This window comes from Paraburkholderia sp. BR10937 (assembly GCF_040965695.1).
In the GTDB taxonomy this organism is placed as follows: domain Bacteria; phylum Pseudomonadota; class Gammaproteobacteria; order Burkholderiales; family Burkholderiaceae; genus Paraburkholderia.
Genome location: NZ_JBFRCL010000020.1, coordinates 83,538 through 108,765, shown reverse-complemented (window position 1 = coordinate 108,765; position 25,228 = coordinate 83,538). Strand labels below are relative to the sequence as shown.

The window sequence follows — 25,228 nt, the reverse complement described above, 5'->3', positions numbered from 1 at the left end:
GCGTTGCACGCCAGCCTCGATGTTCGCTGGGTGCTCGCGGCGTTCGGCTTTTCCTTTTCGTGGTATTTCGCAAAGAAAGATCGAATCATGTCCGAGCTTTCCACTTCGCCGACACCGTCTTCACCCAAACCGCGCAGTGCGGCGAGCTCCACGCGGGTCGTCCTGCGCGCCGCCGCCGCCGTGATCGCGGTCGGCGCGCTGGGTTTTTGCGCCTACGCCGTGGCGTTCCCGGCCGACGTGCCCGATGCCGTGGGCGAGGTCGTCGAGAACCTGACGGGTGCGAATCCGCACCCGGTGGTGCTGCAGCGCCCGCCAGTCGCACCGCTTTCGGCGATGGCGCAGCTCGGCAAGCAGCTCTTTTTCGATCCGGCGCTCTCGGGCTCCGGTCAGCAGTCCTGTGCGTCGTGCCATAGCCCCGATCGTTCCTACGGTCCTCCCAATGGGCACGACGTGCAGATGGGCGGCCTCGCGATGAACCAGCAGGGTTATCGCCCGCCGCCTTCGCTCATGTATCTGTACCGTCAACCGAACTTCAGCATCGGTCCCGACCAGGGTGAAGCCGACGACGCGCCGACGGTCGTCCAGCAGGCCACGGCCGCCGCCGACGTCGTGAAGTCGCAGAAGGTGGCGGGCGGCGCATCGACTTCCGTGGAGATGGTGCCGCAGGGCGGCCTGTTCTGGGACGGCCGCGCCGACACGCTGCAGCAGCAGGCGTATGGTCCGCTGCTCAACCCCGTGGAGATGGCGAACACGAGCATCGAGCAGGTGGCGACGAAGCTCGCGAAGGCGCCGTATGCGAAGCACTTCGCGGAGCTGTTCGGCGACCGGATCTTCAGCGACCCGAAGCTGGCCGTGGCGGAGGCGATGTTCGCGATCTCGCGCTACCAGGTGGAAGATCCATCGTTCCACCCGTATAACAGCAAGTACGATCGCTGGCTCGAAGGCCATGCGCGTTTCTCGCGAGCGGAGCTGCGCGGCCTGCGCCTCTTCAACGACCCGAACAAGGCGAACTGCGCGGGCTGCCACCTCTCGAAGCCCGGCAAGGACGGCCTGCCGCCCATGTTCACGGACTACCAGTACGAGGCGCTCGGCGTGCCGCGCAACAACAAGCTCGCGCAGAACAAGGACCCGCACTTCTTCGATCTGGGCGTATGCGGCCCATTCCGCTCGGACTTCAAGGACCAGACGCAGTACTGCGGCATGTTCCTCACGCCCACGCTGCGCAATTCGGCCACGCGCACGGTGTTTTTCCATAACGGCGTGTACCACAACCTCGACGACGTCATGGCGTTCTACAACGATCGCAATACCGACCCGGGCAAGTTCTATCCGCGCGGCCCCGACGGCAAGATCGACAAGTACGACGATATTCCGCCGCAGTTCCAGAAGAACGTGGACGTGACCGATGCGCCGTTCGACCGCAAGTTCGGCGACAAGCCCGCGATGACGCAAAGCGACATTCAGGACATCATCGCGTTCCTCAAGACGCTCAACGACGAGCCGCAGCCGTCGAAGCAATGAGCGGGGCGGGGCAGCCCGTCTTCGACAGGTAAAAGGGCGTGTCCGGCATTCGCCGGGACACGCCCTTTTTTTGTGACGGATGCCGCGCTAGCCCTTACTTGTCCCCATGGGCAAGATGAATCGTGACGATCACGGAGGCGTCGTCGAGCGCTTCCAGCGCGTGCGTTTCGCCGCCGCCGAGCAGCAGCATGTCGCCGGCGTGCATGGTGCGCGGGTCGCCGTTCACGAAGAAGCGGATCACGCCTTCCACGCACTGCACCGTGATCTCGCCGGGCACGCTGTGCTCGGGCAGGCGCTTGCCCGCGGGCAGCACGATGCGCATGACTTCGAGTTGCTGCGCGCGGATCAGGGTGGTCGACTTCGTGTTCTTGAGCGCGCCGCCCAGCGGACGCACGTCGAAGACCTCACCCGGCGCGGCATGGGGGATGGCCATGACAGCCTCTCAAACGAGCGTCGCGTTGAGCGTGATCTTCGCGTTGTTGGCGAAGAGCTTCGACACCGGGCAGTTTTCCTTGGCGCCCTTCGCAAGCTCGTCGAACTTCGCTTGATCGATGCCCGGAATCTTCGCGGTCATGTCGAGCTGGCAGCTCGTGATGGCGAAGCCTTCGCCCACCTTGTCGAGCGTGACGGTCGATTTCGTCTCGATGCTCTCGGCCGTGAAGCCCGCCTGGGTGAGAAAGAGCGAGAACGCCATCGTGAAGCAGCCCGCGTGCGCCGCGCCGATCAGCTCCTCGGGGTTGGTCCCGGGCCCGCCTTCGAAGCGCGAGGCAAAGCCATAAGGCGCTTCCTTGAGCACGCCGGTTTGCGTCGAGATCGTGCCTTGTCCGTCCTTGATGCCGCCGTGCCATTTTGCCGATGCCGTCTTTTGCATGATGTCGCTCCGCGAGGTTGGGTGAAGGACGTGCAGGGCGCGCAAGTTGCGTACCGCCGCAAGGCCCGCAGGGGTGGCTTCAGGGTTGCTTCGGTGGTGTTTCGCCCGCGTACCAGGCGGCGGCCGCGTCGATTTCTTCGGGCGTCATGTTGCGCGCGATGTTGCGCATCTGCTCGGAAATGTCGTTATGGCGCGTGCCGTTCGCGAACGCGAGCAACTGCGCCCTGGTGTACGCGGCCGGGAGGCCGTCGAGCCACGGGCTGCCGATCTTGCTGTCCACGCCGCCATGGCAGGACGCGCACGCGGGAATATTGCGCAGCGGCGCGCCGTGCGCCACGATGGCGGGCGCGCCGCCATGCAGGTGCGCGATCGGCTGCAGCGAGGCGTAGTAGGCGGCGAGGTCGCGCATGTCCTCGTCGGACAGATCGCGCGCCATGGGCGACATCACCGCGTTCTGGCGGGCGCCGGTCTGGAAGTCGTGCAGCTCCTTGAACACCACGATGGCGAACTGGCCCGCCAGATTCGGCGAATTGGCCATGCTGATGCCGCGCGGGCCATGGCACATCGTGCAACGCAAGGCGAGCGTCGCGCCGCGGCCAACGGAGAGCGTCGTCGCGCCATCGAGCATGTGCGGCGTCAGTTCGACCTGGCTCAGCTTATAGTCCGGCGGCACTGCCGATCCGACCGGGTGCCAGTCGCGCGGCACGCCGGCCGCGCTGCAGATTGCCGTCCAGATGCCCTGAAAATACGGGTCGCTCTTGGCGGAAGGCAGCCAGATGAAGCCGATCAGCACGGAGACGACGAACACGACGATGGCCGTGCCCACGCTCGCGCGAAACCACACATTGCGAAACGAGAACAGGCGTTCGTCGCTCATCGCTGTGCTCCAATCGGGATCGCGGGCACGGCCGTTTCGGGTGTCGCCAGCAGTTGCGCGATCGGGTAGCCATAGTTGGTGATCGTGAGGGCGACCATCAGCACGACCCACAGCCCGAAGCTATTGAGCGCCACCGGCAGCGTGGCCGACTCGTGCACCGGTTTGCTGAAGCGATATTCCTCGGGCTCGGCCGCCTCGCTGCGATGTCCCTGCAGCAGCACGGTAAAGAACAGCACCGCCGAGGTCACGAGGATCAGGCCACCAATGGCCGAGAGCACCACGAGCGCGCCCTGGCCCGCGAGCGCCGGGTCGCTGTAGTCGTAGTAGGCCATACGCCGTGGCATGCCCATGAGGCCGACCAGGTGCCACGGAAAGGTCGTCACGATCATGCCGATGAACCACAGCCACAGCTGCCAGCGCATGAGCCGCCAGTTGTTGAGCGCGCGGCCCGTGATCTGCGGCCACAGGTCGTAGGCGATGGCGAAGTACATGATGACGATCGCGCCGCCATAGATCAGGTGAAAGTGGCCCGTGATCCACTGCGTGTTGTGTACGGGCTGGTCGAGCTGGTAGCTCATGTTGATGAGGCCGCCCGCGCCGCCAAAGCCGAGCATGACGAACGAGAACGCCACGGCCAGCATTTGCGGGTTCTGCCACGGCAGCTTCGCGATCCAGCCGAACGGCCCCTTGCCGCCGCGCAGCCGCCCGGCGATTTCGACCGACGCGCAGATCGTGAACACGGTGAGCAGCGTGGGCACCGAGACGAGCGCCGTGAACACCGACTGCACGAACTTGAAGCCCGAGCCCACCTGCGGATCGGCGAACAGGTGGTGAATCCCGATCGGCATGGCCACCACGAGGAACAGGATGAACGAGATACGCGCCATCACGTCGCTGTAGAGCCGGCCGCCGATCGCGCGCGGGACGATCGTGTAGTAGGCGATATAGGCGGGCACGAGCCAGAAGTAGACGATGGCGTGCAGGGTCCAGGAGAAGAACACGCGCGCGAGGCCCGCGTCGATCGTGTTGCGCCAGCCGAAGGCCACGGGCAGGATCTGGAACAGCACTTCGATGGCCGCTCCCACCGCCGTCCAGCCCCACAGATACGCGCCCGCCGTGGTCGCGAACATGGCGAGCGGCAGCGGCTTGCCGCGATTCTCGCGTTTCCATTTCGCGGAGTTGATGCCCATCAGCGCGACCCAGACCCACGAGCCCACCACGACGAGCACGACGCCCAGGTAATAGAACACGTTGCCGATCATCGGCGGGTAGAACGTATAGAGCACGGAGGCGAGGCCGAGCGCCACCGGCACCGAGGCCGTGACGGCGCCGAGCGCGAGCAGGATGAAGCCGAGCCAGGCCCACTTCACGCCCACGAGCGGGCGCTTGAGCGCCAGTTCGCTGACCGCGTAGCCGAAGCCCATGGCGATGAGCGTGGGAAACACGTAACCCATCACAGTGCCGTGCTCCGTGACCGAGCGGTAGTACAGCTCGGGGTCGTTGAGCCACGGATGCAGCGGGCTGCGCACGAACATCTGCCACGCGCCGAGCAGCAGCGCCACGCCGAAGACGATGAACGCGAGCCAGAAGTGGGCGAGTACGAGTCGCTTGTTATTTAACACAGCTGAGTCTCCGCGCTGAATTGCCTGGCTGGTTCGCCATCTGCATGAAGGCATCCTTGTCGATGACCTTCACGTGGGCCCACATGCCCTGGTGGCCCGTGCCGCAGTATTCGTGGCACGGCATGAGGTGGTCGGAGGGTTTGTCGAAGGTCGTGCGGAACGTCGAGATGTAGCCCGGCTCGACCATCGAGTTCAGGTTGGTGTCCGTGACGAGAAAGCCGTGCACGACGTCGGCGCTCGTCGCGCGGAACGTAATGGGCGTGTTCGCCGGGACGAGGATGCATTGCGGCGTGAACGAGTACTGCTGCGCGAGAATGCGCACCGTCACGGAGCCGTCGGTCTCCACGGCGCTGCCGAGGTTCGACTCGACGAATTCGCCGGACACGTGCAGCGTTTCCGGATTGACGAGTTCCACGCGCGAGGGCGGCATCATGGCCCAGTGCAGGCCCGTGAACACCACCACGGCCACGAGCAGGGTGACGAACGCCACCATGAGCATCGCCCAGCGGCGCTCGACGCGCGCGGCGACTTCGGCACTGGCATGGTTATCGAGCGGATTCGACATGAGGCCGGCCTTTTCTTGTCTGTCTGAGCTATTGGATGACGCCGCGCGGCAGGAACACGACGAAGTAGAAGATGAACCAGAGCGCGGCCACGATCGCCGTGGCGATGCCCGCTAGCGCGAGCGCGCCGCCCGGGCCGCCGGCCACGATCTCGTCGACCTGTTCGTGTTGCGGGCGCTCGCCCGGTTGTTCGGGTACGGGAGTCTCGATCATCGCGGCCTCAGAAAAGCGGCGCGGAACGCAGCGCGTTCACTTCGTGTTCGGAAACCGGCGTGCCGTGATTGCCCCACGCCGTGCGGATATACGTGACCACGGCCGCCACTTCTTCATCGGAGAGCGACTGCGCGAAGGGCGGCATGCCATAGGGCATGGGGTTCTTGCGCGTGCCCGGCGCATAGCCGCCGTTGAGCACCATGCGGATGGGATTCACGGCCGAGTTCATCTGGATCGACTGGTTGTCGGCGAGCGGCGGGAAATGCGGCGGCTTGCCCTGGCCTTCGGTGGCGTGGCAGATCGCGCACTGCGACTCGTAGATCTTCCTGCCGAGCGGCACGAGGCGGGCGGCTTCCTCCGTCACGAAGGTGCTCTTGGGCGACTTGTCGACCTCGTTGTTGCGGCCCGGCAGCGACTTCAGATACACGGCCACGGCGCGCACGTCGTCTTCGGTGAGGTACTGGAAGCTGTCGTAGACCACTTCGGCCATCGGCCCGTACACGGCGCCGCGCTTCGACACGCCCGCGTGCAGCAGATCGACGATGTCCTCGATGCTCCAGTCGCCGAGTCCCGCTTCCTTGTTCGAGGTGAGCGAAGGCGCGTACCAGTTCTGCACGGGAATCAGACCGCCCTCGAACGCCTTCGAGGGTGAGTTGCCGCCCAGCGCGTTGATGGCCGTATGGCACATCGTGCAGTGGCCGAGGCCTTCCACGAGATAGGCGCCGCGATTCCATTCGGCGGACTGCTTCGGGTCGGGCTTGAACTCGCCCTGGCGGAAGAACAGCGTGCGCCAGCCGAGCAGCAGCGCGCGCTTGTTATACGGGAAGCGCAGGTCGTGCGGGCGGTTCTCCTTGTGCACGGGCTGCGTGGAGAGCAGGTACGCGAAGATGGCGTCCGAGTCCGCGCGTGTCACTTTGGTGTACGACGCGAACGGCATGGCCGGATAGAGCAGCGTGCCGTCGCGCGACTTGCCCTCATGCAGCATGCGGTAGAACTCGTCGGCGGTCCACGAGCCGATGCCGAAGGTCTTGTCCGACGAGATGTTCGGCGTGTAGAGCGTGCCGAACGGCGTTTCCATCGGGCGCCCGCCGCCGAACATCTGCTCGGACGGCACCGTGTGGCACGCAATGCAGTCGCCGGCGCGCGCGAGGTATTCGCCGCGCGCGATCAGCCCGGCGTTGCTCGCCACCGGCTTCGCGTTGGCCGTGGCTGCCGCCGCGGCGGCGCTCGCCGCGTCCGCTGCGTTCGCGCTGGGCGCGGCCGTTTGCGCGAGCGCGACCGCGGCGCCCATGCAGAGCGTGGCGGCCGCGAGCGAGAGGCGCGTCGTGAGCGGCCTGGACGATGACGGGAGAAGGGATCGAAGTCTGCGCACGTCGAGGCCCCGGCTAGTTATGGACGCTGCCGCACGCGAGCGGCAGCGGCGAGGCCGCCGCCGGCGTCGTATCGGCGGGCGCGGGTTGCGACGAGAGCCAGGCCGCGATCGCGGTGATGTCGCGGTCGGCGAGACGGGTGGCGATGTCGTGCATGCAGTCGGGCGCGGCGGCGCGGCGCGTGCCGTAGCGGAACGCGCCGAGTTGCGCGCTGATGTAGTTCGCGTGCAGGCCCACGAGGCCCGGAATGGCCGGCTGCATGCCTGTGAGCGAGGCGCCGTGGCAGCCTGCGCAGGCGGGCACGTTGCGCTTGCTGTCGCCGTTCATGACGAGCGTTTTACCGAGCGCGAGCATGGCCGCGTCGACCGTGGGTTTGGCGGGCGGCGGATAGGGCGGGTGCTGCTGCGAGAAGAATTCCGCGATCTGCTTGAGGTAGGCGTCGGGCAGATACGCCAGCAGATAGTTCATGGGCGGGTAGCTGCGGCCGCCGTCGCGGAAGGCGACGAGCTGGTTGAACAGATACCCCGCCGGTTTGCCCGCGAGACGCGGGAAGTAGTCGTTGTCGGTGCCTTCGCCGTGTGCGCCGTGACAGGCGGCGCAACCCATCACGCGGGTCTGCATCGTGTCAGGCGCGGGCTCGGCGGGCGGCGCCGCGAGGAGCGGCGCCCATGGCAGCGCGAGCGCAAGGATGATCGGGACGATGCGGGTTCTCAATGATTCCCTCGTTGCGGATGGTAACGACACAAACGCGTTGCGATTCGATATCAGTTGAGGCGTCGTCCGTGGGGGATTCTCATTGTGTAAGACGGCCGGGCGCGCACCTTGTTGAGGAGATTATCGGAGAACGACGACTTATGCAGCCAGGATGTGCAAATAAATCTGCCGGATTATTGCAGCGAGACATGTTTGCTAACACAACGATATGCGCTTCCTGTCGCGGCTCGGCACGACGCGAATTGCATCGGAATGCGAAATAAAATGAGGATCGTTTGCGGCGCCGTTTCGTGGGCTGTCCGGTCCTGCCCGGTTGACGTCCATCATGCAGTCGTAGGATGTCCTCAGTCGCATGCTCGCGCGCTTTTCCGGCGGTTGTCCGACAACGTATAATGGAATGACTTACGCACGCATATCGAGCCAAGGAGATCCACATGGCGGAGTCGCTTGCCACGCCCATCGCCGCGCGTAGCCGCAATCTCGCCGAGCAGGTCGTCAACTTCATCAGCGAGCAGATCGCGACGCGCGCACTCAAGCCCGGCGACAAACTGCCCACCGAAAGCAACCTCATGACGCAACTGGGCGTGAGCCGCACGGTGGTGCGCGAGGCCATCTCGCGTCTGCAGGCCATGTCGGTGATCGAAACGCGTCACGGCATCGGCAGCTTCGTGCTGGAGCCGCGCCGCGAGCCGCTCGATCTCGACGTCGTCCCGGCCAGCACGCTGGACGATGTGCTGGCCGTGCTGGAGCTGCGCATCAGCCTCGAAACGGAGGCCGCGGGCCTCGCCGCCCAGCGTGCGAGCGAGCGCGACCTTGCGGGCATGCGCGCCGCGCTCGACACGCTCGACGTCGTCATTCGCACGGGCGGCGACAGCTCGGGCGCCGACCTCGAATTTCACATCTCGGTGGCGCGCGCCACGGGCAACCGCTATTTCGTCGACATCCTCACGCAGATGGGCGCGGCGTTGATCCCGCGCCGGCGCGTCGACTCGGCTGGCATCGCGCATCGCGATCCGCAGGCTTACGCCGAGCTGGTGAACCGCGAGCACGAGAGCATTTTCGACGCTATCGCCCGTCACGATCCGGATGGCGCACGCGCGGCCATGCGCATGCATCTGTCGAGCAGCCGCGAGCGGCTGCGCCGCGCCGCGGCGGAGTCTGGCGAAAAGGCGTAGCGCGTTCCAGCGTCGCCTGCATGGAAAGACAGCGGCCAACGGCCGCTGTTTTCATTTGCGATGCGCGCAACGCGCTGACGAGGCAACTCAGCCGCGCACCAGCTCGCCGTTTTTGCGCCGCCAGAGGTCGAGCGGATTGGCGTCCGCGAGCGCCTGCGGCAGCAACTCGGCCGGGAAGTCCTGATAGCACACCGGCCGCAGGAAACGCTCCATCGCGCTCGTGCCCACCGAGGTCGCGCGGCTGTCGGACGTGGCCGGGAACGGGCCGCCGTGCACCATCGCGTGCGTGACTTCCACGCCGGTCGGGAAGCCGTTCACGAGCAGCCGGCCGGCCTTGCGCTCGAGGATCGGCACGAGGCGCATCGCGGCGGGCACGTCGGTGCGGTCCATCTGGATCGTCGCGGTGAGCTGGCCCGCGAAGTGCTCGGCCACGGCGAGCAGTTCGGCTTCGTCCTTGCAGCGCACGAGCGTCGAGGCCGGGCCGAACACTTCGTCTTCGAGGGCGGGCTGCGCGAGGAAGGTTTGCGCGTCGGTCACGAAGAGGGCGGCGAACGCCTGGTTCGGGCCGCTCGCGCTCTGGCCTTGCGCGAGGGCGCTCACGCCCTGGGTTTCGGCGAGGCGCCGCGCGCCTTCTTCATACGCCGCATGGATGCCCGCCGTGAGCATGGTCTGCGCGGGCTTGATGCCCAGCGCCTGCGCCGCGGCCTGCGCGAACTGGTCGAGCGCCGGACCCTCGATGCCGATCGCCAGACCCGGATTCGTGCAGAACTGACCCGCGCCGAGCACGAGCGAATCGACGAACCCCTGTGCGATGGCCGCGCCGCGCGCCGCGAGCGCCTCGGGCAGCAGGAATACGGGATTGATGCTGCTCATTTCCGCGTAGACGGGAATGGGTTCGGGCCGGTTCGCGGCGATGCGCATGAGCGCCGTGCCGCCCGCGCGCGAGCCCGTGAAGCCCACGGCCTTGATGGCCGGATGCGCAACGAGCGCCTCGCCCACGGTGCGCCCGGCGCCGACGATGAGCGAGAACACGCCCTCGGGCAGCCCCATCTCCTGCACGGCCTGCTGGATCACGCGGCCCACCATCTCCGAGGTGCCGAGGTGCGCGCCGTGCGCCTTGACGATGACCGGGCAGCCCGCCGCCAGCGCCGCGGCCGTGTCGCCGCCCGCCACCGAGAACGCGAGCGGGAAGTTGCTCGCGCCGAACACGGCGACCGGGCCGAGCGCGATCTTCTGCAGACGCAGGTCGGCGCGCGGCAGCGGCTTGCGCTCGGGCAGGGCGGCGTCGAGCGTGGGCGTGAGCCACAGTCCCTGGCGCACTTCCTGCGCGAACAACTTGAGTTGACCGACGGTGCGGCCGCGCTCGCCTTCGAGGCGCGCCTTGGGCAAGCCGGTTTCCGCGTGGGCGCGTTCGGTGAGCGCGTCGCCAAGCGCGGCGATGCCGTCGGCGATGCGTTCGAGGAACGCCGCGCGCACGGCGAGCGGCAGCGTGCGGTACGCGTCGAACGCCGCGGCGGCGAGCTGGCAGGCGGCGTCGACGTCGGCGGCCGTGCCGCTGCCGAAGGCCGGTGCGGGGATCGCTTCACCCGTGGCGGGATTGAAAGCCGCGAGCGGCTTTTCCGAGCCGCGCACCGCGCGGCCTCCAATAAGCATGTCACCAGTGATTTGCATATCGTCTCCGAGTCTCGTTGCCGTGAGTTAAGTCATCGTACAACTATCATACGCCAGGTCGTCGCCGCCGCACACCCGCGGCAAGCGGCTGCAGCAGCCCAAAACCGCCACAAGCGCGCAGATTCGAGCTTTATCGGTTATGATTCCCGTTCCGGAACAGGGTAAACACGACGTTGGCTCCTTTGGTGCGCAAGTCTAGAATGTCATCAGACAACGTACCACGAAGCATCCAATCCGCGCGCTGCCCGCGCCTGAAGGAGACAACCCCGATGTCCGCCCCCCTCAACCGTTATGAGGACCTGCTGGAGTCAGCCAGCGCCAAGGTCCTGCGGCACGTACTCCCGCTCTTCCTCATCATGTTCATCGCGAACTATATCGACCGTGTGAACGTCGGTTTCGCTGGCGCGCACATGAAAGCCGACATCGGTCTTTCGGCGGCGGCGTATGGGTTCGGCGCGGGGCTGTTCTTCGTGGGCTACGCGATCTTCGAGGTGCCGTCCAACATCCTCATGCAAAAGTATGGCGCACGCGCGTGGCTCACGCGCATCATGGGCACGTGGGGCGTGGTGGCCGCCGCCATGGCATTCGTGCACAACGACACCTCGTTCTACGTCCTGCGTTTTCTGCTGGGCGTGGCCGAAGCGGGCTTCTTCCCCGGCGTGATCTACTACTTCGCGCAGTGGCTGCCGCAGAAGGAACGTGGCAAGGCGGCGGCCGTGTTTCTGGCGGGCTCGGCGTTCGCCTCGGTGCTCTCGGGTCCGATCACCGGCGCGCTGCTGTCCGTGCGCGGCCTCGGTCTCGCGGGCTGGCAGTGGATGTTCCTGATCGAAGGCGGCTTTTCCATCGTGCTGTGCGGCGTGAGCTGGGTGTTCCTGAAGTCGCGCATTCGCGATGCCCACTGGCTCACGAGCGACGAACAGGGCGCGCTCGAGACCTACATGGTGCGCGAGCAGGCCGAGCGCGAAGCCGCCACGGGCGCGCACGTGCCGGTGCTGCGCCTCCTGAAGGACCCGCAGATCGTGCTGTTCTGCTTCCTCTACTTCGCCATCCAGCTCACGATCTACGCGGCCACGTTCTGGCTGCCCACGATCATCCGCAAGATGGGCGGCCTCACCGACTTCCAGGTGGGCCTCTACAACGCCATTCCGTGGATGATCGCGATCGTCGCGATGTACTGCTTCGCGCTGCTCTCGGCGAAGTACCGCTTCCAGCAGGCGTGGCTCGCCGTCGCACTGGTGATCGCGGCCTGTGGCCTGTTCGCTTCGACCTCGTCGGACCCGGTGTTCTCGTTCGTGGCGATCTGCTTCTCGGCCATCGGCTTCAAGGCGGCTTCGTCGCTGTTCTGGCCGATGCCGCAAGGCTATCTCGACACCCGCGTGGCCGCCGGCGTGATCGCGCTCATCAATTCGCTCGGCAACCTGGGCGGGTTCTTCGCGCCGGCCACCTTCGGCTATCTTCAACAGCATACGGGCTCGATCACGGGCGGCCTCTATGGCCTTGGCGTGACCTCGCTGATTGCCGCCGCCGCCGCGTTCCTTGCCCGCAACAAGCCGTCGCGCCGCGCCTTTGCCGACGATTCGGTCCGCAGCGGCGCGCACTAAGCCCGCGTGCAACCCTCAATCGAGAAGGAAACTCGCACCATGAACCAGCCGAACCCCGACCGCTTCTTCGTCTATGTCGCGAATTCGAAAGACGGCGACATTGGCGTGTTTCATCTCGATGCGCGTAACGGCGCGCTCACGCCGCAAGCGCGCGTGGCCGCGCAGGACAACGTGATGCCGATGGCGCTCTCGCCCGATCGCCGCCGCCTTTACGCGGCCACGCGCGGCGCGGACAAGCGCATCAACGACTACGCCATCGACGCGCAAAGCGGCAGTCTCGCGCCGCGCGTGCAGACGCCGATCGAATCGAGCCTCGCGTATCTGTGTGCCGAGCCGCAGGGGCGTTTCCTGCTGGGCGCCTCGTACGGCGAGCATCGCGTGAGCGTGTATGGGGCGAACGATCTCGAGAGCGGTAATGGCGCGCCGCTGCAGGTGATCGGCGAGATCGAGCACGCACACGCCGTGATCGTTTCCGCCGACGGGCGCTTCGCCTATGCGTCGTCGCTCGGCAGCGACCGCGTGTTTGTTTTCGCGCTGGAAGACGCGGGGCGCCTCGTCGAAATCGGTGCGGTCGATCTCGGTGCGGGCTTCGGTCCGCGGCATCTGCGCTTTTCGCCCGGCGGCGACGTGTTGTACGTGCTGAGCGAATTCCGCGCGACCGTGGCGGTGTTCGCGCGCGACGCCGCCACGGGCAAGCTCACGGCGCTGCACGTCTCGCCGCGCGCGCCGGTGCTCGCGCATCTGAACGACGGCTTTGCGCGCCCGAGCCCCACGGACCCCGTGCAGCCCGACCCGGCCGTGCTCGCGAAGCTCGTCTGGGCCGCCGATATCCACGTCTCGTCCGATGGGCGCTTCGTCTACGTGTCCGAGCGCACGACGAGCCAGATTCTCACGCTGCGCGTATCGCAAGACGGCGCGCTCGAATACGTCGGCGCGACCGCGACGGAAACACAGCCGCGCGGTTTTCGCATCGACCCGACGGGCCGTTTTCTCGTGGCGTGCGGAGAAAAATCGCAACACGTGTCGGTCTACGCGATCGATGCGGCGAGCGGCGCGCTCACAGCCGTCTCGCGCGGCGAGGGCGGCAACGGCGCGAACTGGGTGGAGATCGTCGCCGCCAACGCTTGACCGCTTCAATTCAAGGTTTCGATTGTCAGGGCGCAGCGCGCCGCACTTTACAGGTAATCCGTTCATGTCTACACAAACCGTTCAACCGAACGCTACGCCCGTTGTGACCGAGTTGCGCGTCGTGCCCGTGGCGGGCCGCGACAGCATGCTTCTGAACCTCTCCGGCGCGCACGGTCCGTTCTTCACGCGCAACGTCGTGCTGCTGCGCGACAGCGCCGGCAACACCGGCATCGGCGAAGTGCCGGGCGGCGAGGCGATCCGCAAGACGCTCGAAGACGCGCGCGCGTTCGTGGTCGGCCAGTCCATCGGCAATATGCAGGCGGTGCTCAACACCGTGCGCAAGCAGTTCGCCGATCGCGACTCGGGCGGCCGCGGCCTGCAGACCTTCGACCTGCGCACCACGATTCACGCGGTCACGGCGCTCGAAGCCGCGCTGCTCGACCTGCTCGGCCAGCATTTGAACGTGCCCGTTGCGGCGCTGCTCGGCGAAGGCCAGCAACGCAGCGAAGTGGAGATGCTCGGCTACCTGTTCTTCATTGGCGATCGCAACAAGACCGATCTCGCCTACGCGAGCGGCGCCGATGGCCGCGACGACTGGGAGCGCCTGCGCACCGAAGAGGCGATGACGCCGGAGGCCGTCGTGCGCCTGGCCGAAGCCGCGCAGGCGCGCTACGGCTTCAACGACTTCAAGCTCAAGGGCGGCGTGCTGGCGGGCGACGCGGAAATGGAAGCGGTCACGGCGCTGGCCGGGCGCTTTCCGGAAGCGCGCGTGACGCTCGACCCGAACGGCGCGTGGTCGCTCGCGGAAGCCATCCGCCTGTGCCGCGACAAGCACGACGTGCTCGCCTACGCGGAAGACCCGTGCGGCGCGGAGAACGGCTACTCGGGCCGCGAAGTGATGGCGGAATTCCGCCGCGCCACCGGCCTGCCCACGGCCACCAACATGATCGCGACCGACTGGCGCCAGATGGGCCACGCCATTCAGCTGCAGTCGGTGGATATTCCGCTTGCCGACCCGCACTTCTGGACCATGCAGGGCTCCGTGCGCGTGGCGCAGATGTGCAACGACTGGGGCCTTACGTGGGGCTCGCACTCGAACAATCACTTCGACATTTCGCTCGCGATGTTCACGCATGCGGCCGCCGCGGCGCCCGGCAAGATCACCGCGATCGACACGCACTGGATCTGGCAGGACGGCCAGCGTCTCACGCGCGAGCCGCTGCAGATCGTGGGCGGCAAGGTGCAGGTGCCGCACAAGCCGGGCCTCGGCATCGAGATCGACATGGACGAGCTGGAAAAGGCCCACGCGCTCTACCAGGAGCACGGCCTCGGCGCGCGCGACGACGCGATCGCCATGCAATACCTCATTCCCAACTGGAAATTCGACAACAAGCGTCCATGCCTCGTGCGCTGAACGCCGTCTTCGACTGAACCTCTACTGACTTCGCAACAGGATCAAGACCATGACCACGCCGCAAGAACTCAAGCAAATCGTCTCCGAAGGCCTGCTTTCGTTCCCCGTGACCGACTTCGACGCGCAAGGCAACTTCCGCGCGAGCACCTACGCCGAGCGCCTCGAATGGCTGGCCCCGTATGGCGCGAGCGCGCTGTTCGCGGCGGGCGGCACGGGCGAATTCTTCTCGCTTACGAAGAGCGAATATTCGCAGGTCATCAAGACGGCTACCGAAACCTGCAAGGGCAAGGTGCCGATTCTCGCGGGCGCGGGCGGCGCCACGCGCGTGGCCATCGAGTACGCGCAGGAAGCCGGGCGCAACGGCGCGCAAGGCATTCTGCTGATGCCGCACTACCTCACGGAAGCGTCGCAGGAAGGCATTGCCGCGCACGTGGAGCAGGTCTGCAAGGCCGTGCCGAAGATGGGCGTGATCGTCTACAACCGCGCCAATTCGAAGCTCAACGCCGACATGCTCGAGCAGCTCGCGGACCGCTGCGAGAACCTCATCGGCTTCAAGGACGGCGTGGGCGAGATCGAGGCGATGGTGACGATCCGCCGCCGTCTGGGCGACCGCTTCTCGTACCTGGGCGGCCTGCCCACGGCCGAAGTCTACGCGGCGGCGTACAAGGCGCTGGGCGTGCCCGTGTATTCGTCGGCGGTGTTCAACTTCATTCCGAAGACGGCCATGCAGTTCTACCGCGCGATTGCCGCCGACGATCACGCGACGGTCGGCAAGCTCATCGACGAATTCTTCCTGCCGTACCTCGCCATTCGCAATCGCCGCGCGGGCTACGCGGTGAGCATCGTGAAGGCGGGCGCGAAGCTCGTGGGCCACGACGCGGGCCCGGTGCGCGCGCCGCTCACCGACCTCACGCAAGAGGAAGTGGCGCAGCTCGACGTGCTGATCAGGAAGCTCGGTGCGCAGTAACGCGTTCGGTGTTCATGCCATGCGCGCGCCAACCGGCGCGCGCGGCATGGCCGCCTGCGACAGGGCCCTTGCGGCCCTGTTTGCTTATGAAGGGCGTGGGTGGCCGGTCAGGCGTTGTCGCCGAACAGGTCCAGATTGGCGCGCTCGCGCTTTTTGCCTTCATTGCCTTCATTGCCTTCGGCCTTGCGGGCGCGGCGCGCGGCTTTTTCGCGGCGCGGCTTGCCGAACACCTCGTCGGGCGTGAAGCCGAATTCGGCGATTGCCGCGCGCACGTTGGCCAGCGCCTCGTGCGCCGCTTCGGCGCGCGCCGCTTCGATGCGCTCGTCGAGTTCGCGCTTCTGGGCGAGCAATTCGCGGTAGGTAGCCATCGATGATTCTTGTCGAGTGAAAACGAGGCGCTGATTTTACGCGTTGTGCGGGCTTCGCGTGCGCTTTACACCGCAATTTCCGGCATCGGAGTCAGAGATACGCGGCGAGCAGCGCCACCACGACGCCCGATAACCCCATCAGCAAGGCCGCGAGCCACAGCGACCCGCGCGCGGGCGCGCGCACCGAGGCGGGCAGGCGCTTTTTGCCGCTCACCATCGGGCCGACCAGATTGTGGCCTTTGACGAGCGCATAGACGGCAATCGCGCACACGTGCAGCACGACTGCGGCCGCGAGCAGATCCCAGCCCCACGCGTGCAGGCCGGCGATCGCATTGGCGATTTTGGCGGGCACGATTTCGCTGAGCGGGCCTTCATCGGCGATGTCGTTGTTGTCGTAGAGACCGGTGAGGGTTTCGACCAGCAGCAGCGCGAGCAGCAGCAGAACCATCCAGCCGCCGGCCGCGTTGTGGCCCACCTGGACGTCGGGCTCGCGCCGCAGCAGATGGCGCAGATGCTCGACGGCCTTGCGCGGCGAAGCGACGAAGCGCGAGAAGCGCGCGGTCTCGCTGCCAAAGCAGCCCCACAGGATGCGAAACAGCACGAGCGCGAGCAGCGTCTCGCCGAGGCGCACGTGCATCTGCATCCAGTTCATGCGCTGCGTGACGTAAGCAGCCGCCACGAGCACGACGGTCAGCCAGTGAAAGAGGCGCGTGGGCAGGTCCCAGACGGGCACGCGGCGCTCGGGGTGCTCGGGGCGGTGGCGGGTTGCGGAGGTCGTGGAGTTCATGATTCGAGGCGGGCGGCCGGGCTTGGCGCTCACGGCCATCATAGGCCAGGAACGCGCACGCCATGTGTGGCGCAATATACGCACCTGCGACGCCGCAGCGGCTACGTGGCGTCGCGCGGCGACTTCGGCGATACTTGCCGCTCGCCTTACGTCCCTTGCAAGCCGATTCCGCAGATGGAAAAGAACCGACTCGAAGCATTCAGCGATGGCGTGCTCGCCATCATCATCACCATCATGGTGCTGGAACTCAAGGTGCCGCATGGCGACGATCTCGCTGCGCTCGCGCCGCTGTGGCCGGTTTATCTGAGCTACGTGTTGAGCTTCATCTACGTGGGGATCTACTGGAACAACCATCACCACATGCTGCAGGTGGCGCGCCACGTGAACGGCGCGGTGCTCTGGGCCAACCTGCATCTGCTGTTCTGGCTTTCGCTGCTGCCGTTCACCACGGGCTGGATGGGCGAGAACGAGTTCGGGCGCTGGCCGACCGCGCTCTACGGCGTCAACCTGCTGCTCTGCGCGCTGGCCTATGTCGTGCTGCAATTCACGCTGGTGCGCTATCACGGCACGCAAAGCCCGCTTGCCATCGCGCTGGGCAATGACGTGAAGGGCAAGATTTCGCCGCCGCTGTATCTGGCGGGGTTTGCGCTCGCGGCGTTCGACTATCCTCGCATTGGCGCGATCTTCTACTTCGGCGTGGCGTTGCTCTGGCTCGTGCCCGATCGACGCATGGAGCGGCTCGCCCTCGCGGCCGGCGAGAAGAAGGACGAGTAAGCAGCAGCAGGGCCGGCGCGCATGCGGCCGGCCCCTTCGCACATCACATCGTCATCAGCCTGCCAGGTGCTTGCGCTTGGCGAGTTCCTGAGCCTTGGCGTAGTCGGCCTGGATCACGGGCAGACCTTCCGTGGCGGCCTTCTTGAGGCCCGCGTCGCGGCCCGAGGCAATCTCCGCCTGGAATGCCGAGAGCGTCTTTTGCTGGCCGGCCAGCGCGACCTGCTCGATATACGTCTTGTCGAAGTCCGCGCCGCGCAGGTTATTGATGCTGCTGATCACGGCCGCATCCGGGTCGTTGCGCGGCACATCCACGCCGCGCGGGCTCGCCGCGCGCATCGAGTCGGACAGCTTCGAATAGTCGGCCACCAGTTTTTCGGCGAAAGCCTTCACTTCGCGGTCGGTCGAGCGCGAGTCGGCAATGCGCGCGGCATCGCGCTGCGTGGCGACGGTTTGCGTGCCGTCCGCGATGAAGGCCTTGTCGGCTTCGTGCAGCTTGCCGGGTGCGGCCGAAGTCGAGGCAGAAGCCGCGGTGGGCGCGGGGGTCTGCGCATGGGCACTCAGCGTAACGGCGCAAAGGCTGGCGGCCGAAGCCGCGATGAGCGAGGCAAGCGAGAGGCGAGTCATGTGAACTCCTTTCTGCGTAGTTGGTATCGATTGCACGCGCAGGGCCTGGTGTCATGCGGCTTTCCGTGCGGCTCTGCGCGGGACCGTCGTGGCGTGGCGCCTTGCTGCTCAACGGTCCGAGGAATTCTATGAAGTCGCTCGCCATTCAGGTGAAACGATTGCTTCGACTGTGTAACGGTTGGTAAGAGAGCATGCGACAGAGATAATGATCAGCGTATTCACATCGACGTCATGCGTTTATGCAAATACGGCGTTTTGCATTCGCGCCAACCGGCGCACAATGTCCCTCGTGCGTGTCGTTGCTGCTACAGAGAAAAGTCCCACGATCTGGGCACGAACGCGGTTTGAGTCTCACGAGCTTGCGCATCGGCGCATGCAAAAAAACGTAGGCCAACGAGGAGGAGACAGGATGGACGACGAGCTGGTTGCAACCGCATCCACCACACAATCGACCGCCACAGCCGCCACCGCCGCGAATTTTCGCTGGCGCGTGCTGATCTGGCTGCTGTTCGGCGGCATCATCAACTACCTCGATCGCGCGAATCTCGCGATTGCCGCGCCCGGCATGATTCACGACCTGGGCCTCACGCGCACGCAAATCGGCCTGCTGGGCACCGTGTTCGCCTGGACCTACGCCGTGATGCAGCTGCCGGCGGGCTGGATCATCGACCGCTTCGGCGCGAAGCGCGCCTATGCAGTGGGCATGATCTGGTGGAGCGCGGCGACGTGGCTCACCGGCGTGGTCGGCTCGATCTCGGGCCTCATCGTCATGCGCGTGCTGCTCGCCGTGGGCGAGGCGCCATGCTGGCCCACCTCCGCGAAGATCACGGCGGCGTGGTTTCCCGCCAAGGAACGCGGCTTCGCCACCGGCATCTGGGATTCGTCGTCGAAGTGGGGGCCCGCGCTCGCGCCCGCCGTGCTCGTGGCGTTGATGATCGCGTTCGGCTGGCGCTCGCTTTTTCACGTGACGGGCGCCATCGGCATCGTCTTCGCCGTGCTGTTCCTGTTTCTCTATCGCAACCCCGCGCAAAGCAAGCGGCTCACGCGTGAGGAGTTCGCCTATATCGAAGCGGGCGGCGGCGGCCACGAGCGTTCGCTTACCACCGCGCCCATTCGCTGGCGCGCGCTGTTCGCCTCGCGCAGCGTGTGGGGCATGATCTTCGGCTATTTCTGCGCGATCTGGCTGTGGAATATCTTCCTCGTGTTCCTGCCGCTCTACCTGCTCGATCGCTTTCATATTTCGTTCGCACAACTGGGCATCTACGCGAGCATTCCGTGGTTTGGCGGCGCGGCGGGCGAGATCGTCGCGGGCTGGATCGCGAAGAAACTCGTGGATCGCCGCATGGCTTCGCCCATGGTCGCCAAGCGCATGCTGATCGTGGTTGGCGCGCTTGGCGCGGGCGTGTGCGCGGCGGCGCTGCCGTTCGCTGGCACGATAGGCTCGAGCGTCGCGCTGATGACGTTGGGGCTGGCGTTCATCGCCGCCACCATCGGCAACGCGTGGGCGCTCGCGGCCGACATCGCCCCGTCGTCGATGGTCGCATCCGTGAGCGCGATCCAGAACTTCGGCGGCTATTTCGGCGGGGCGTTCTCGCCGGTCGTGGCGGGCTTTATCGTCGACCGCACGGGATCGTATTCGCTGGCGTTCATCATGGGCGGCGCGATTGCGGGCTGCGCGGCGCTGTTCTACTGGTTCATGGCACGCAGCACGGTGGGCCAGCCGACGGACGCGGCTTGAGGAGACGAACGTGAACGCCTGCGAACACTTTCCCTGGCGTGCGCTATACGACACCGGCATCGAGCCGAATCCCCGCCAGGACTATACGAACGGTCTCGACATGTTCGCGGCGGCGCTCGCTCGCGCGCCGCACGAAAGCGCGCTGCTCTACTTCGACGGCAGGCTCGACTGGCGGACGCTCGACGCATGGAGCGACCGCATCGCCTGCTTGCTGCTGGACGAAGGCGTGCAGCGCGGCGACCGTGTGGCGCTCTATCTGCAGAACGTGCCGCAGTTCGTGATGGCCTTGCTCGGCATCTGGAAGGCGGGCGCCGTGATGGTGCCGGTCAATCCGATGAACCGCGCGCGCGAACTGAAACTGCTGCTCGACGATTCGCAAACGCGCGTGCTGATTTGCGACACCGCGCTCGAAGGCGAAGTCGTTCGCGAAGTGATGGCGAGCATCGAAGCCGAAGGCAGAGCCGCGCCGCGCGTGTTCACGACGCACGCGCGTGCGCTGCAGACACGCGACGATCCACGCGTGTTCGGCGCACCGCGCGAGGAGAGCGGGGCAGGCGAGGGCACATGCGATCTCTTGCAGGCGGCCCAAGCCATGGAAGCAGGGCGCAAGCCGCCGCCGGTCGTGCTGGCGGCGAGCGATCCCGCCATGCTTGTCTACACCTCGGGCACGAGTGGGCGCCCGAAGGGCGCGATCTGCACGCACGGCAACTTCGCGTTCAATGCGCAGACGTACCGCGATTTCTGCGGCCTGCGCGAAGGCGGCCCGATACTCGGCGTGGCGCCGCTCTTTCACATTACCGGACTGGTGGGCCACATTGGCGCGGCGTGGATTGCGTGCGCGCCGCTCATCCTCACGCATCGCTTCGACCCGGCAGCCACGCTCGACGCCATCGAGGAACACCGCGCGGAATTCACGATCGGCGCGATCACGGTGTTCATCGCGCTGCTGCATCACGCCGATGCGACCCGCGAGCAACTCGCGACGCTCACGAAGATCTACTCGGGTGGCGCGCCCATCGCGCCCAGCGTGGTGGAGGCATTTCGCGCAAAGTTCGGCCACGTGATCCATGGCGCGTACGGGCTTACCGAAACGAATTCGCCCACGCATATGGTGCCGCTAGAGAGGACGGCGCCCGTCGATCCGCGCAGCGGCGCGCTGGCCATGGGCGTGCCCGTGCCGGGCGCTGAAGCGGCGATCGTCGACGATGACGGTCACATGCTCGCTGTCGGCGAAACGGGCGAGATCGTCTGCCGTGGACCGATGGTCGTACCCGGCTACTGGAACAACGCGGCGGCGACGGCCGATGCGTTTCGCGGCGGCTGGTTCCATACCGGCGACGTCGGCTTCATGGACGAAGCGGGCTGGTTCTATCTCGTCGACCGCAAGAAGGACATGATCAATGCAGCCGGATACAAGGTCTGGCCACGCGAAGTGGAAGACGTGCTTTACGGCCATCCCGCCGTGCGCGAAGCGGCCGTGGTAGGCGTGCCCGATCCATATCGCGGCGAGACCGTGAAGGCCGTGGTGAGCCTGCGTGCGGGCGCGGCGGCCGACGCAGCGGAACTGATCGCGTTCTGCAAGGCGCGCATGGCTGCGTACAAGTACCCGCGCATCGTCGAGTTTCGCGACGAACTACCGAAGACGGCCACGGGGAAGATCTTGCGGCGCGAGTTGCGGTGATGATTGCGCGAGCAACCTGATCAGGTCGAAAACTGAAGCTCCCCGTGCCCGGCTCGGGGCGCTTCGGCGCCTTATTGCAACTGGCTGCGCAGCGTCCTGGCGGCAGCGACCATGTTGGTCAATGCCGGGATCACCTCGGCCCATTGACGCGTCTTCAGACCGCAATCCGGGTTGACCCACAGGCGTTCTGCTGGAATGCGCCCGGCGGCCTTCTGCATCAGTTGCACGATGTGCGCTTCGGTCGGGATGTTCGGCGAGTGAATGTCGTACACGCCCGGCCCGATTTCGCTCGGATACCTGAAGTCGTCGAACGCGTCGAGCAGTTCCATGTCCGAGCGCGAGGTCTCGATCGTGATGACGTCCGCATCCATATCGGCGATCGACGCGATGATGTCGTTGAACTCCGAATAGCACATGTGCGTGTGGATCTGCGTTTCGTCTTCCACGCCGTTCGCCGTGATGCGGAACGACTCGACGGCCCAGCGCAGATACTCGCCCCATTGCGCACGGCGCAGCGGCAGACCTTCGCGCAGCGCGGCCTCGTCGATCTGGATCACGCCCACGCCGGCCTTTTCCAGGTCGAGCACTTCTTCGCGAATGGCGAGCGCGAGCTGGTAGCACGAGACCGAACGCGGCTGGTCGTCACGCACGAAGGACCAGTTGAGGATCGTCACCGGGCCCGTGAGCATGCCCTTCATGGGCTTGTTCGTGAGCGACTGCGCGTAGGTGATCCACTCCACCGTCATCGCCTTCGGGCGACTGATGTCGCCGAACAGAATGGGCGGCTTCACGCAGCGCGAGCCGTACGACTGCACCCAGCCGGACTGGCTGAACGCGTAGCCGTCGAGCTGCTCGCCGAAGTATTCGACCATGTCGTTGCGCTCGGCTTCGCCGTGCACGAGCACGTCGAGACCCAGTTGCTCCTGCTCACGCACGCTGCGCTCGATTTCGGCGCGCATGGCGGCCTGATAGCCGGCGTCGTCGAGCGCGCCGCTCTTGAACTGGCTGCGCGCCTGGCGGATCTCCGCCGTTTGCGGGAACGAGCCGATCGTGGTGGTCGGGAAGGCGGGCAGCTTCAGGCGTGCGGCCTGCTTCGCGGCGCGCTCGGCGTAAGCGTGCTGACGATTGCCGAGCTGCGCGCCGATGCGCGCGATCGCGGCCTTCACGGCGGGGTTGTTCACGTGCGGCGACTGGCGGCGCGCCTGAACGGCGGTGGCGTTCGCCGCGAGTTCGGCCGCAACCTTGTCGCGCCCGGCATTCAGCGCCGTGGCGAGCACCTTCACTTCGTCGAGCTTTTGCAGCGCGAACGCGAGCCACGAACGGATTTCGGCGTCGAGCTTTCCTTCGCTCGCGAGATCCACCGGCACGTGCAGCAGCGAGCACGACGGCGCGATCCAGAGGCGCTCGCCCAGTTGCTTCGCGAGCGGCTCGAGCCAGTCGAGCGTGGCGTTCAGATCCGTCTTCCAGATGTTGCGGCCGTTGATCACGCCCACCGAAAGCACGCTCTGTGCAGGCAGCTTTTGCGCGGCCAGCGCGACTTCGGCGCGGGCGTTGATCGCGTCGATATGCAGACCGTCGACGGGCAGCGAGCAGGCGAGGTCGAGATTGTCCTGCAGCTGGCCGAAGTAGGTGGCTAGCAGCAGCTTGACGCTGCGCAGCTCGAACCCTTCATAGGCCGTCGCAAACGCGGCGCGCCAGGCCGGATCGAGTTCGGTCACGAGAATCGGCTCGTCGATCTGCACCCATTCGACGTCCATCACGCGGAAGTAATCGAGCAGCGCGCGATACACGGGCATGATGCGCGGCAGCAGCGCCAGCTTGTCCGAGTCGTCCTTGGCCTTGCCGAGCCACAGGTACGTGAGTGGCCCGATGATCACCGGCTTGGCCTTCACGCCCAGTTCGCGGGCTTCGCGCAGCTGCTCGGAAAGACGCGAGGTGTCGAGGTTGAACTGCGTATCGGCCGTGAATTCGGGGACGATGTAGTGATAGTTCGTGTCGAACCACTTCGTCATTTCGCCGGCCGCGACGCCGCCGCAGCAAGCGGCATGGTCCTCGGCGCCTGCGGCCGAGCGGCCACGCGCCACGCGGAAATAGTTGTCGAGCTTGTCGCCGTGGAAGCCCTGCACACGCTCGGGCAGGTTGCCGAGCGTGAAGCTCATGTCGAGCACCTGGTCGTAGAACGCGAAGTCGCCGGCGGGCACGAGATCGAGGCCCTTCTGGTTGTCCCAGTGGCGCGCGCGCAGTTGCGCGCCGAGCGCCTTCAGTTCGTCGCGCGAGGTTTCGCCCTTCCAGTAGCGTTCCAGACCGAATTTGAGTTCGCGTTTCGCGCCGATGCGCGGAAAGCCGAGATTGTGCGTGGTGACCATGTGCGGTGCCGTCCGAAATGAAAGTGCTGAAAACGATCCAGAATGGCAGCGATGATAGAGGTATCCGAGGATGAAGAAAAATGGCATTATTTCATCCATCCATTAGTTTCTTTCATCTGTCGCCAGCCTGGCGCGGGGTTGTCCTTTTCCATGCTCGAACGCGTTCACCTCGTCATCGTCCGCGAAGTCGCCCGCCAGGGCTCGCTGACCGCCGCGGCGGAAGCGCTTTTCCTCACGCAGTCGGCGTTGAGCCATACGGTCAAGAAGATCGAGCAGCAACTCGGCACGCAAATCTGGGACCGCGAGGGGCGCAGCCTGCGGCTGACGCAGGCCGGGCAATATCTGCTCTCGTTGGCCGAACGGCTCCTGCCCCAGTTCGAACTCGCGGAGGAGCGCATGAAGCAGTACGCCGCGGGCGAGCGCGGCACGCTGCGCATCGGCATGGAATGCGCCCCGTGCTACCAGTGGCTGCTCAAGGTGGTTTCGCCGTATCTGGCGCGCTGGCCCGACGTCGACGTCGACGTGAAGCAGCGTTTTCAGTTTGGCGGCATCGGCGCGTTGATCGGCTATGACATCGACGTGCTGGTCACGCCCGATCCGCTCAACCGGCCGGGGCTGCGTTTCGATCCGGTGTTCGACTACGAGCAGGTGCTGGTGGTCGCGGAAAACCATCGGCTTGCGAACGCGCGCTACGTAAAGCCCGAGCAGCTCGTCGACGAAACGCTCATCACGTATCCCGTGGATACCGACCGGCTCGATATCTACAACCAGTTTCTGCGGCCCGCGAGCATCACGCCGCGCCGTCACAAGACGATCGAAACGACCGACATCATGCTGCAGATGGTCGCGAGCCAGCGCGGCGTGGCCGCGCTGCCGCGCTGGCTCGCGGAAGAATACGCAGACCGCATGCCGCTCGCGATCGTGAAGCTCGGCAAGCAGGGCATCGCGAAGCAGATCTTTCTCGGCACGCGCGAAGGCGACGCCGTGGTCGACTACCTGAAGTCCTTCGTCGAGTTCGCGCGCGACCCGGTCTGGCAACAGCCCCGTGTGCGAGGCTGACACCGCGCGGCGCACGCGAGGCCGCGGCAATGGATTATGTTTTGAAAATGAAAGAAACGCCGCGCAAGTTCGTATATTGATCGTTCAATTAACTTAAAGCCGCTGTTCATCGGCACTCGCTGGA

23 protein-coding genes are annotated in these 25,228 nt (G+C 66.0%); 10 read left to right on the top strand and 13 right to left on the bottom strand.

The features are described 5' to 3' along the window. Nucleotides 1-87 precede the first annotated feature (87 nt). Entirely contained in the window at nucleotides 88-1,521 is a 1,434-nt protein-coding gene (locus AB4Y44_RS18320) for a cytochrome c peroxidase (protein ID WP_342923460.1), read from the top strand. Nucleotides 1,522-1,615: 94 nt separating this feature from the next. Here AB4Y44_RS18320 and AB4Y44_RS18315 read toward each other — a convergent pair whose 3' ends face one another. The 8 genes from AB4Y44_RS18315 to AB4Y44_RS18280 form a co-directional block, all read right to left on the bottom strand. Continuing rightward, entirely contained in the window at nucleotides 1,616-1,954 is a 339-nt protein-coding gene (locus tag AB4Y44_RS18315; protein ID WP_254315481.1) for a cupin domain-containing protein, read from the bottom strand. A gap of 9 nt (nucleotides 1,955-1,963) precedes the next feature. After that, nucleotides 1,964-2,392: an OsmC family protein gene (locus AB4Y44_RS18310; protein WP_342923461.1), complete on the bottom strand. Its 429-nt coding sequence runs from the start codon at nucleotides 2,390-2,392 to the stop codon at nucleotides 1,964-1,966. Nucleotides 2,393-2,471: 79 nt separating this feature from the next. Next, a complete protein-coding gene (locus tag AB4Y44_RS18305; protein ID WP_342923462.1) occupies nucleotides 2,472-3,269 on the bottom strand; it encodes a c-type cytochrome in 798 nt (265 codons plus the stop codon). After that, nucleotides 3,266-4,891, bottom strand: coding sequence for a cbb3-type cytochrome c oxidase subunit I (locus tag AB4Y44_RS18300; RefSeq protein WP_342923463.1), 1,626 nt, complete (start codon nucleotides 4,889-4,891; stop codon nucleotides 3,266-3,268). Before AB4Y44_RS18300 ends, AB4Y44_RS18305 begins: the two co-directional genes overlap by 4 nt. Continuing rightward, nucleotides 4,881-5,456, bottom strand: a complete 576-nt coding sequence (locus AB4Y44_RS18295) for a cytochrome C oxidase subunit II (protein ID WP_342923464.1) — start codon at nucleotides 5,454-5,456, stop codon at nucleotides 4,881-4,883. Before AB4Y44_RS18295 ends, AB4Y44_RS18300 begins: the two co-directional genes overlap by 11 nt. Before the next feature lie 28 nt (nucleotides 5,457-5,484). Then, nucleotides 5,485-5,667, bottom strand: coding sequence for a hypothetical protein (locus AB4Y44_RS18290; RefSeq protein WP_342923465.1), 183 nt, complete (start codon nucleotides 5,665-5,667; stop codon nucleotides 5,485-5,487). A gap of 7 nt (nucleotides 5,668-5,674) precedes the next feature. Further along, nucleotides 5,675-6,958 carry a cytochrome c gene (locus AB4Y44_RS18285; RefSeq protein WP_368700470.1) on the bottom strand — a complete coding sequence of 428 codons (1,284 nt, stop codon included), beginning with the start codon at nucleotides 6,956-6,958 and terminating at the stop codon, nucleotides 5,675-5,677. A 94-nt stretch (nucleotides 6,959-7,052) separates the two neighbouring features. Next, on the bottom strand, nucleotides 7,053-7,658 hold the full coding sequence (locus AB4Y44_RS18280; RefSeq protein ID WP_368700469.1) for a cytochrome c: 606 nt from the start codon (nucleotides 7,656-7,658) through the stop codon (nucleotides 7,053-7,055). Nucleotides 7,659-8,185: 527 nt separating this feature from the next. Here AB4Y44_RS18280 and AB4Y44_RS18275 point away from each other — a divergent pair. Then, on the top strand, nucleotides 8,186-8,926 hold the full coding sequence (locus tag AB4Y44_RS18275; RefSeq protein ID WP_342923466.1) for a FadR/GntR family transcriptional regulator: 741 nt from the start codon (nucleotides 8,186-8,188) through the stop codon (nucleotides 8,924-8,926). A gap of 87 nt (nucleotides 8,927-9,013) precedes the next feature. Here AB4Y44_RS18275 and AB4Y44_RS18270 read toward each other — a convergent pair whose 3' ends face one another. After that, nucleotides 9,014-10,597 (bottom strand): aldehyde dehydrogenase (NADP(+)), encoded by a 1,584-nt coding sequence (locus AB4Y44_RS18270; protein WP_368700454.1) that lies wholly within the window; start codon nucleotides 10,595-10,597, stop codon nucleotides 9,014-9,016. A gap of 269 nt (nucleotides 10,598-10,866) precedes the next feature. Here AB4Y44_RS18270 and AB4Y44_RS18265 point away from each other — a divergent pair, with 269 nt between their 5' ends. From AB4Y44_RS18265 to kdgD, 4 genes are all read left to right on the top strand, one after another. Then, a complete protein-coding gene (locus AB4Y44_RS18265; RefSeq protein ID WP_342923468.1) occupies nucleotides 10,867-12,198 on the top strand; it encodes an MFS transporter in 1,332 nt (443 codons plus the stop codon). 39 nt (nucleotides 12,199-12,237) lie between these two features. Further along, nucleotides 12,238-13,326, top strand: a complete 1,089-nt coding sequence (locus AB4Y44_RS18260) for a lactonase family protein (protein WP_368700453.1) — start codon at nucleotides 12,238-12,240, stop codon at nucleotides 13,324-13,326. Between the two features lie 64 nt (nucleotides 13,327-13,390). Beyond that, nucleotides 13,391-14,740 (top strand): glucarate dehydratase, encoded by a 1,350-nt coding sequence (gudD, locus tag AB4Y44_RS18255; protein WP_342923470.1) that lies wholly within the window; start codon nucleotides 13,391-13,393, stop codon nucleotides 14,738-14,740. A gap of 49 nt (nucleotides 14,741-14,789) precedes the next feature. Beyond that, on the top strand, nucleotides 14,790-15,707 hold the full coding sequence (gene kdgD, locus AB4Y44_RS18250; protein ID WP_368700452.1) for a 5-dehydro-4-deoxyglucarate dehydratase: 918 nt from the start codon (nucleotides 14,790-14,792) through the stop codon (nucleotides 15,705-15,707). A gap of 107 nt (nucleotides 15,708-15,814) precedes the next feature. Here kdgD and AB4Y44_RS18245 read toward each other — a convergent pair whose 3' ends face one another. Both AB4Y44_RS18245 and AB4Y44_RS18240 read right to left on the bottom strand, forming a co-directional pair. Further along, entirely contained in the window at nucleotides 15,815-16,075 is a 261-nt protein-coding gene (locus tag AB4Y44_RS18245) for an H-NS family nucleoid-associated regulatory protein (RefSeq protein ID WP_342923472.1), read from the bottom strand. Between the two features lie 91 nt (nucleotides 16,076-16,166). Next, a complete protein-coding gene (locus AB4Y44_RS18240; protein WP_342923473.1) occupies nucleotides 16,167-16,862 on the bottom strand; it encodes a cytochrome b/b6 domain-containing protein in 696 nt (231 codons plus the stop codon). A 174-nt stretch (nucleotides 16,863-17,036) separates the two neighbouring features. Between AB4Y44_RS18240 and AB4Y44_RS18235 the strand changes: the two genes are divergently transcribed. After that, on the top strand, nucleotides 17,037-17,636 hold the full coding sequence (locus tag AB4Y44_RS18235) for a TMEM175 family protein (RefSeq protein ID WP_342923474.1): 600 nt from the start codon (nucleotides 17,037-17,039) through the stop codon (nucleotides 17,634-17,636). Between the two features lie 54 nt (nucleotides 17,637-17,690). Here AB4Y44_RS18235 and AB4Y44_RS18230 read toward each other — a convergent pair whose 3' ends face one another. Next, complete coding sequence (locus tag AB4Y44_RS18230; protein ID WP_133184567.1) at nucleotides 17,691-18,260, bottom strand: DUF4142 domain-containing protein; 570 nt, start codon at nucleotides 18,258-18,260, stop codon at nucleotides 17,691-17,693. Nucleotides 18,261-18,669: 409 nt separating this feature from the next. Here AB4Y44_RS18230 and AB4Y44_RS18225 point away from each other — a divergent pair, with 409 nt between their 5' ends. Both AB4Y44_RS18225 and AB4Y44_RS18220 read left to right on the top strand, forming a co-directional pair. Continuing rightward, nucleotides 18,670-19,998 carry an MFS transporter gene (locus tag AB4Y44_RS18225; RefSeq protein WP_368700451.1) on the top strand — a complete coding sequence of 443 codons (1,329 nt, stop codon included), beginning with the start codon at nucleotides 18,670-18,672 and terminating at the stop codon, nucleotides 19,996-19,998. A gap of 10 nt (nucleotides 19,999-20,008) precedes the next feature. Further along, entirely contained in the window at nucleotides 20,009-21,679 is a 1,671-nt protein-coding gene (locus AB4Y44_RS18220) for a class I adenylate-forming enzyme family protein (protein ID WP_368700450.1), read from the top strand. A gap of 71 nt (nucleotides 21,680-21,750) precedes the next feature. Here AB4Y44_RS18220 and metE read toward each other — a convergent pair whose 3' ends face one another. Then, entirely contained in the window at nucleotides 21,751-24,045 is a 2,295-nt protein-coding gene (gene metE, locus AB4Y44_RS18215) for a 5-methyltetrahydropteroyltriglutamate--homocysteine S-methyltransferase (RefSeq protein ID WP_368700449.1), read from the bottom strand. A 150-nt stretch (nucleotides 24,046-24,195) separates the two neighbouring features. Between metE and AB4Y44_RS18210 the strand changes: the two genes are divergently transcribed. Further along, nucleotides 24,196-25,104, top strand: coding sequence for a LysR family transcriptional regulator (locus tag AB4Y44_RS18210; RefSeq protein WP_368700468.1), 909 nt, complete (start codon nucleotides 24,196-24,198; stop codon nucleotides 25,102-25,104). Nucleotides 25,105-25,228 lie beyond the last annotated feature (124 nt).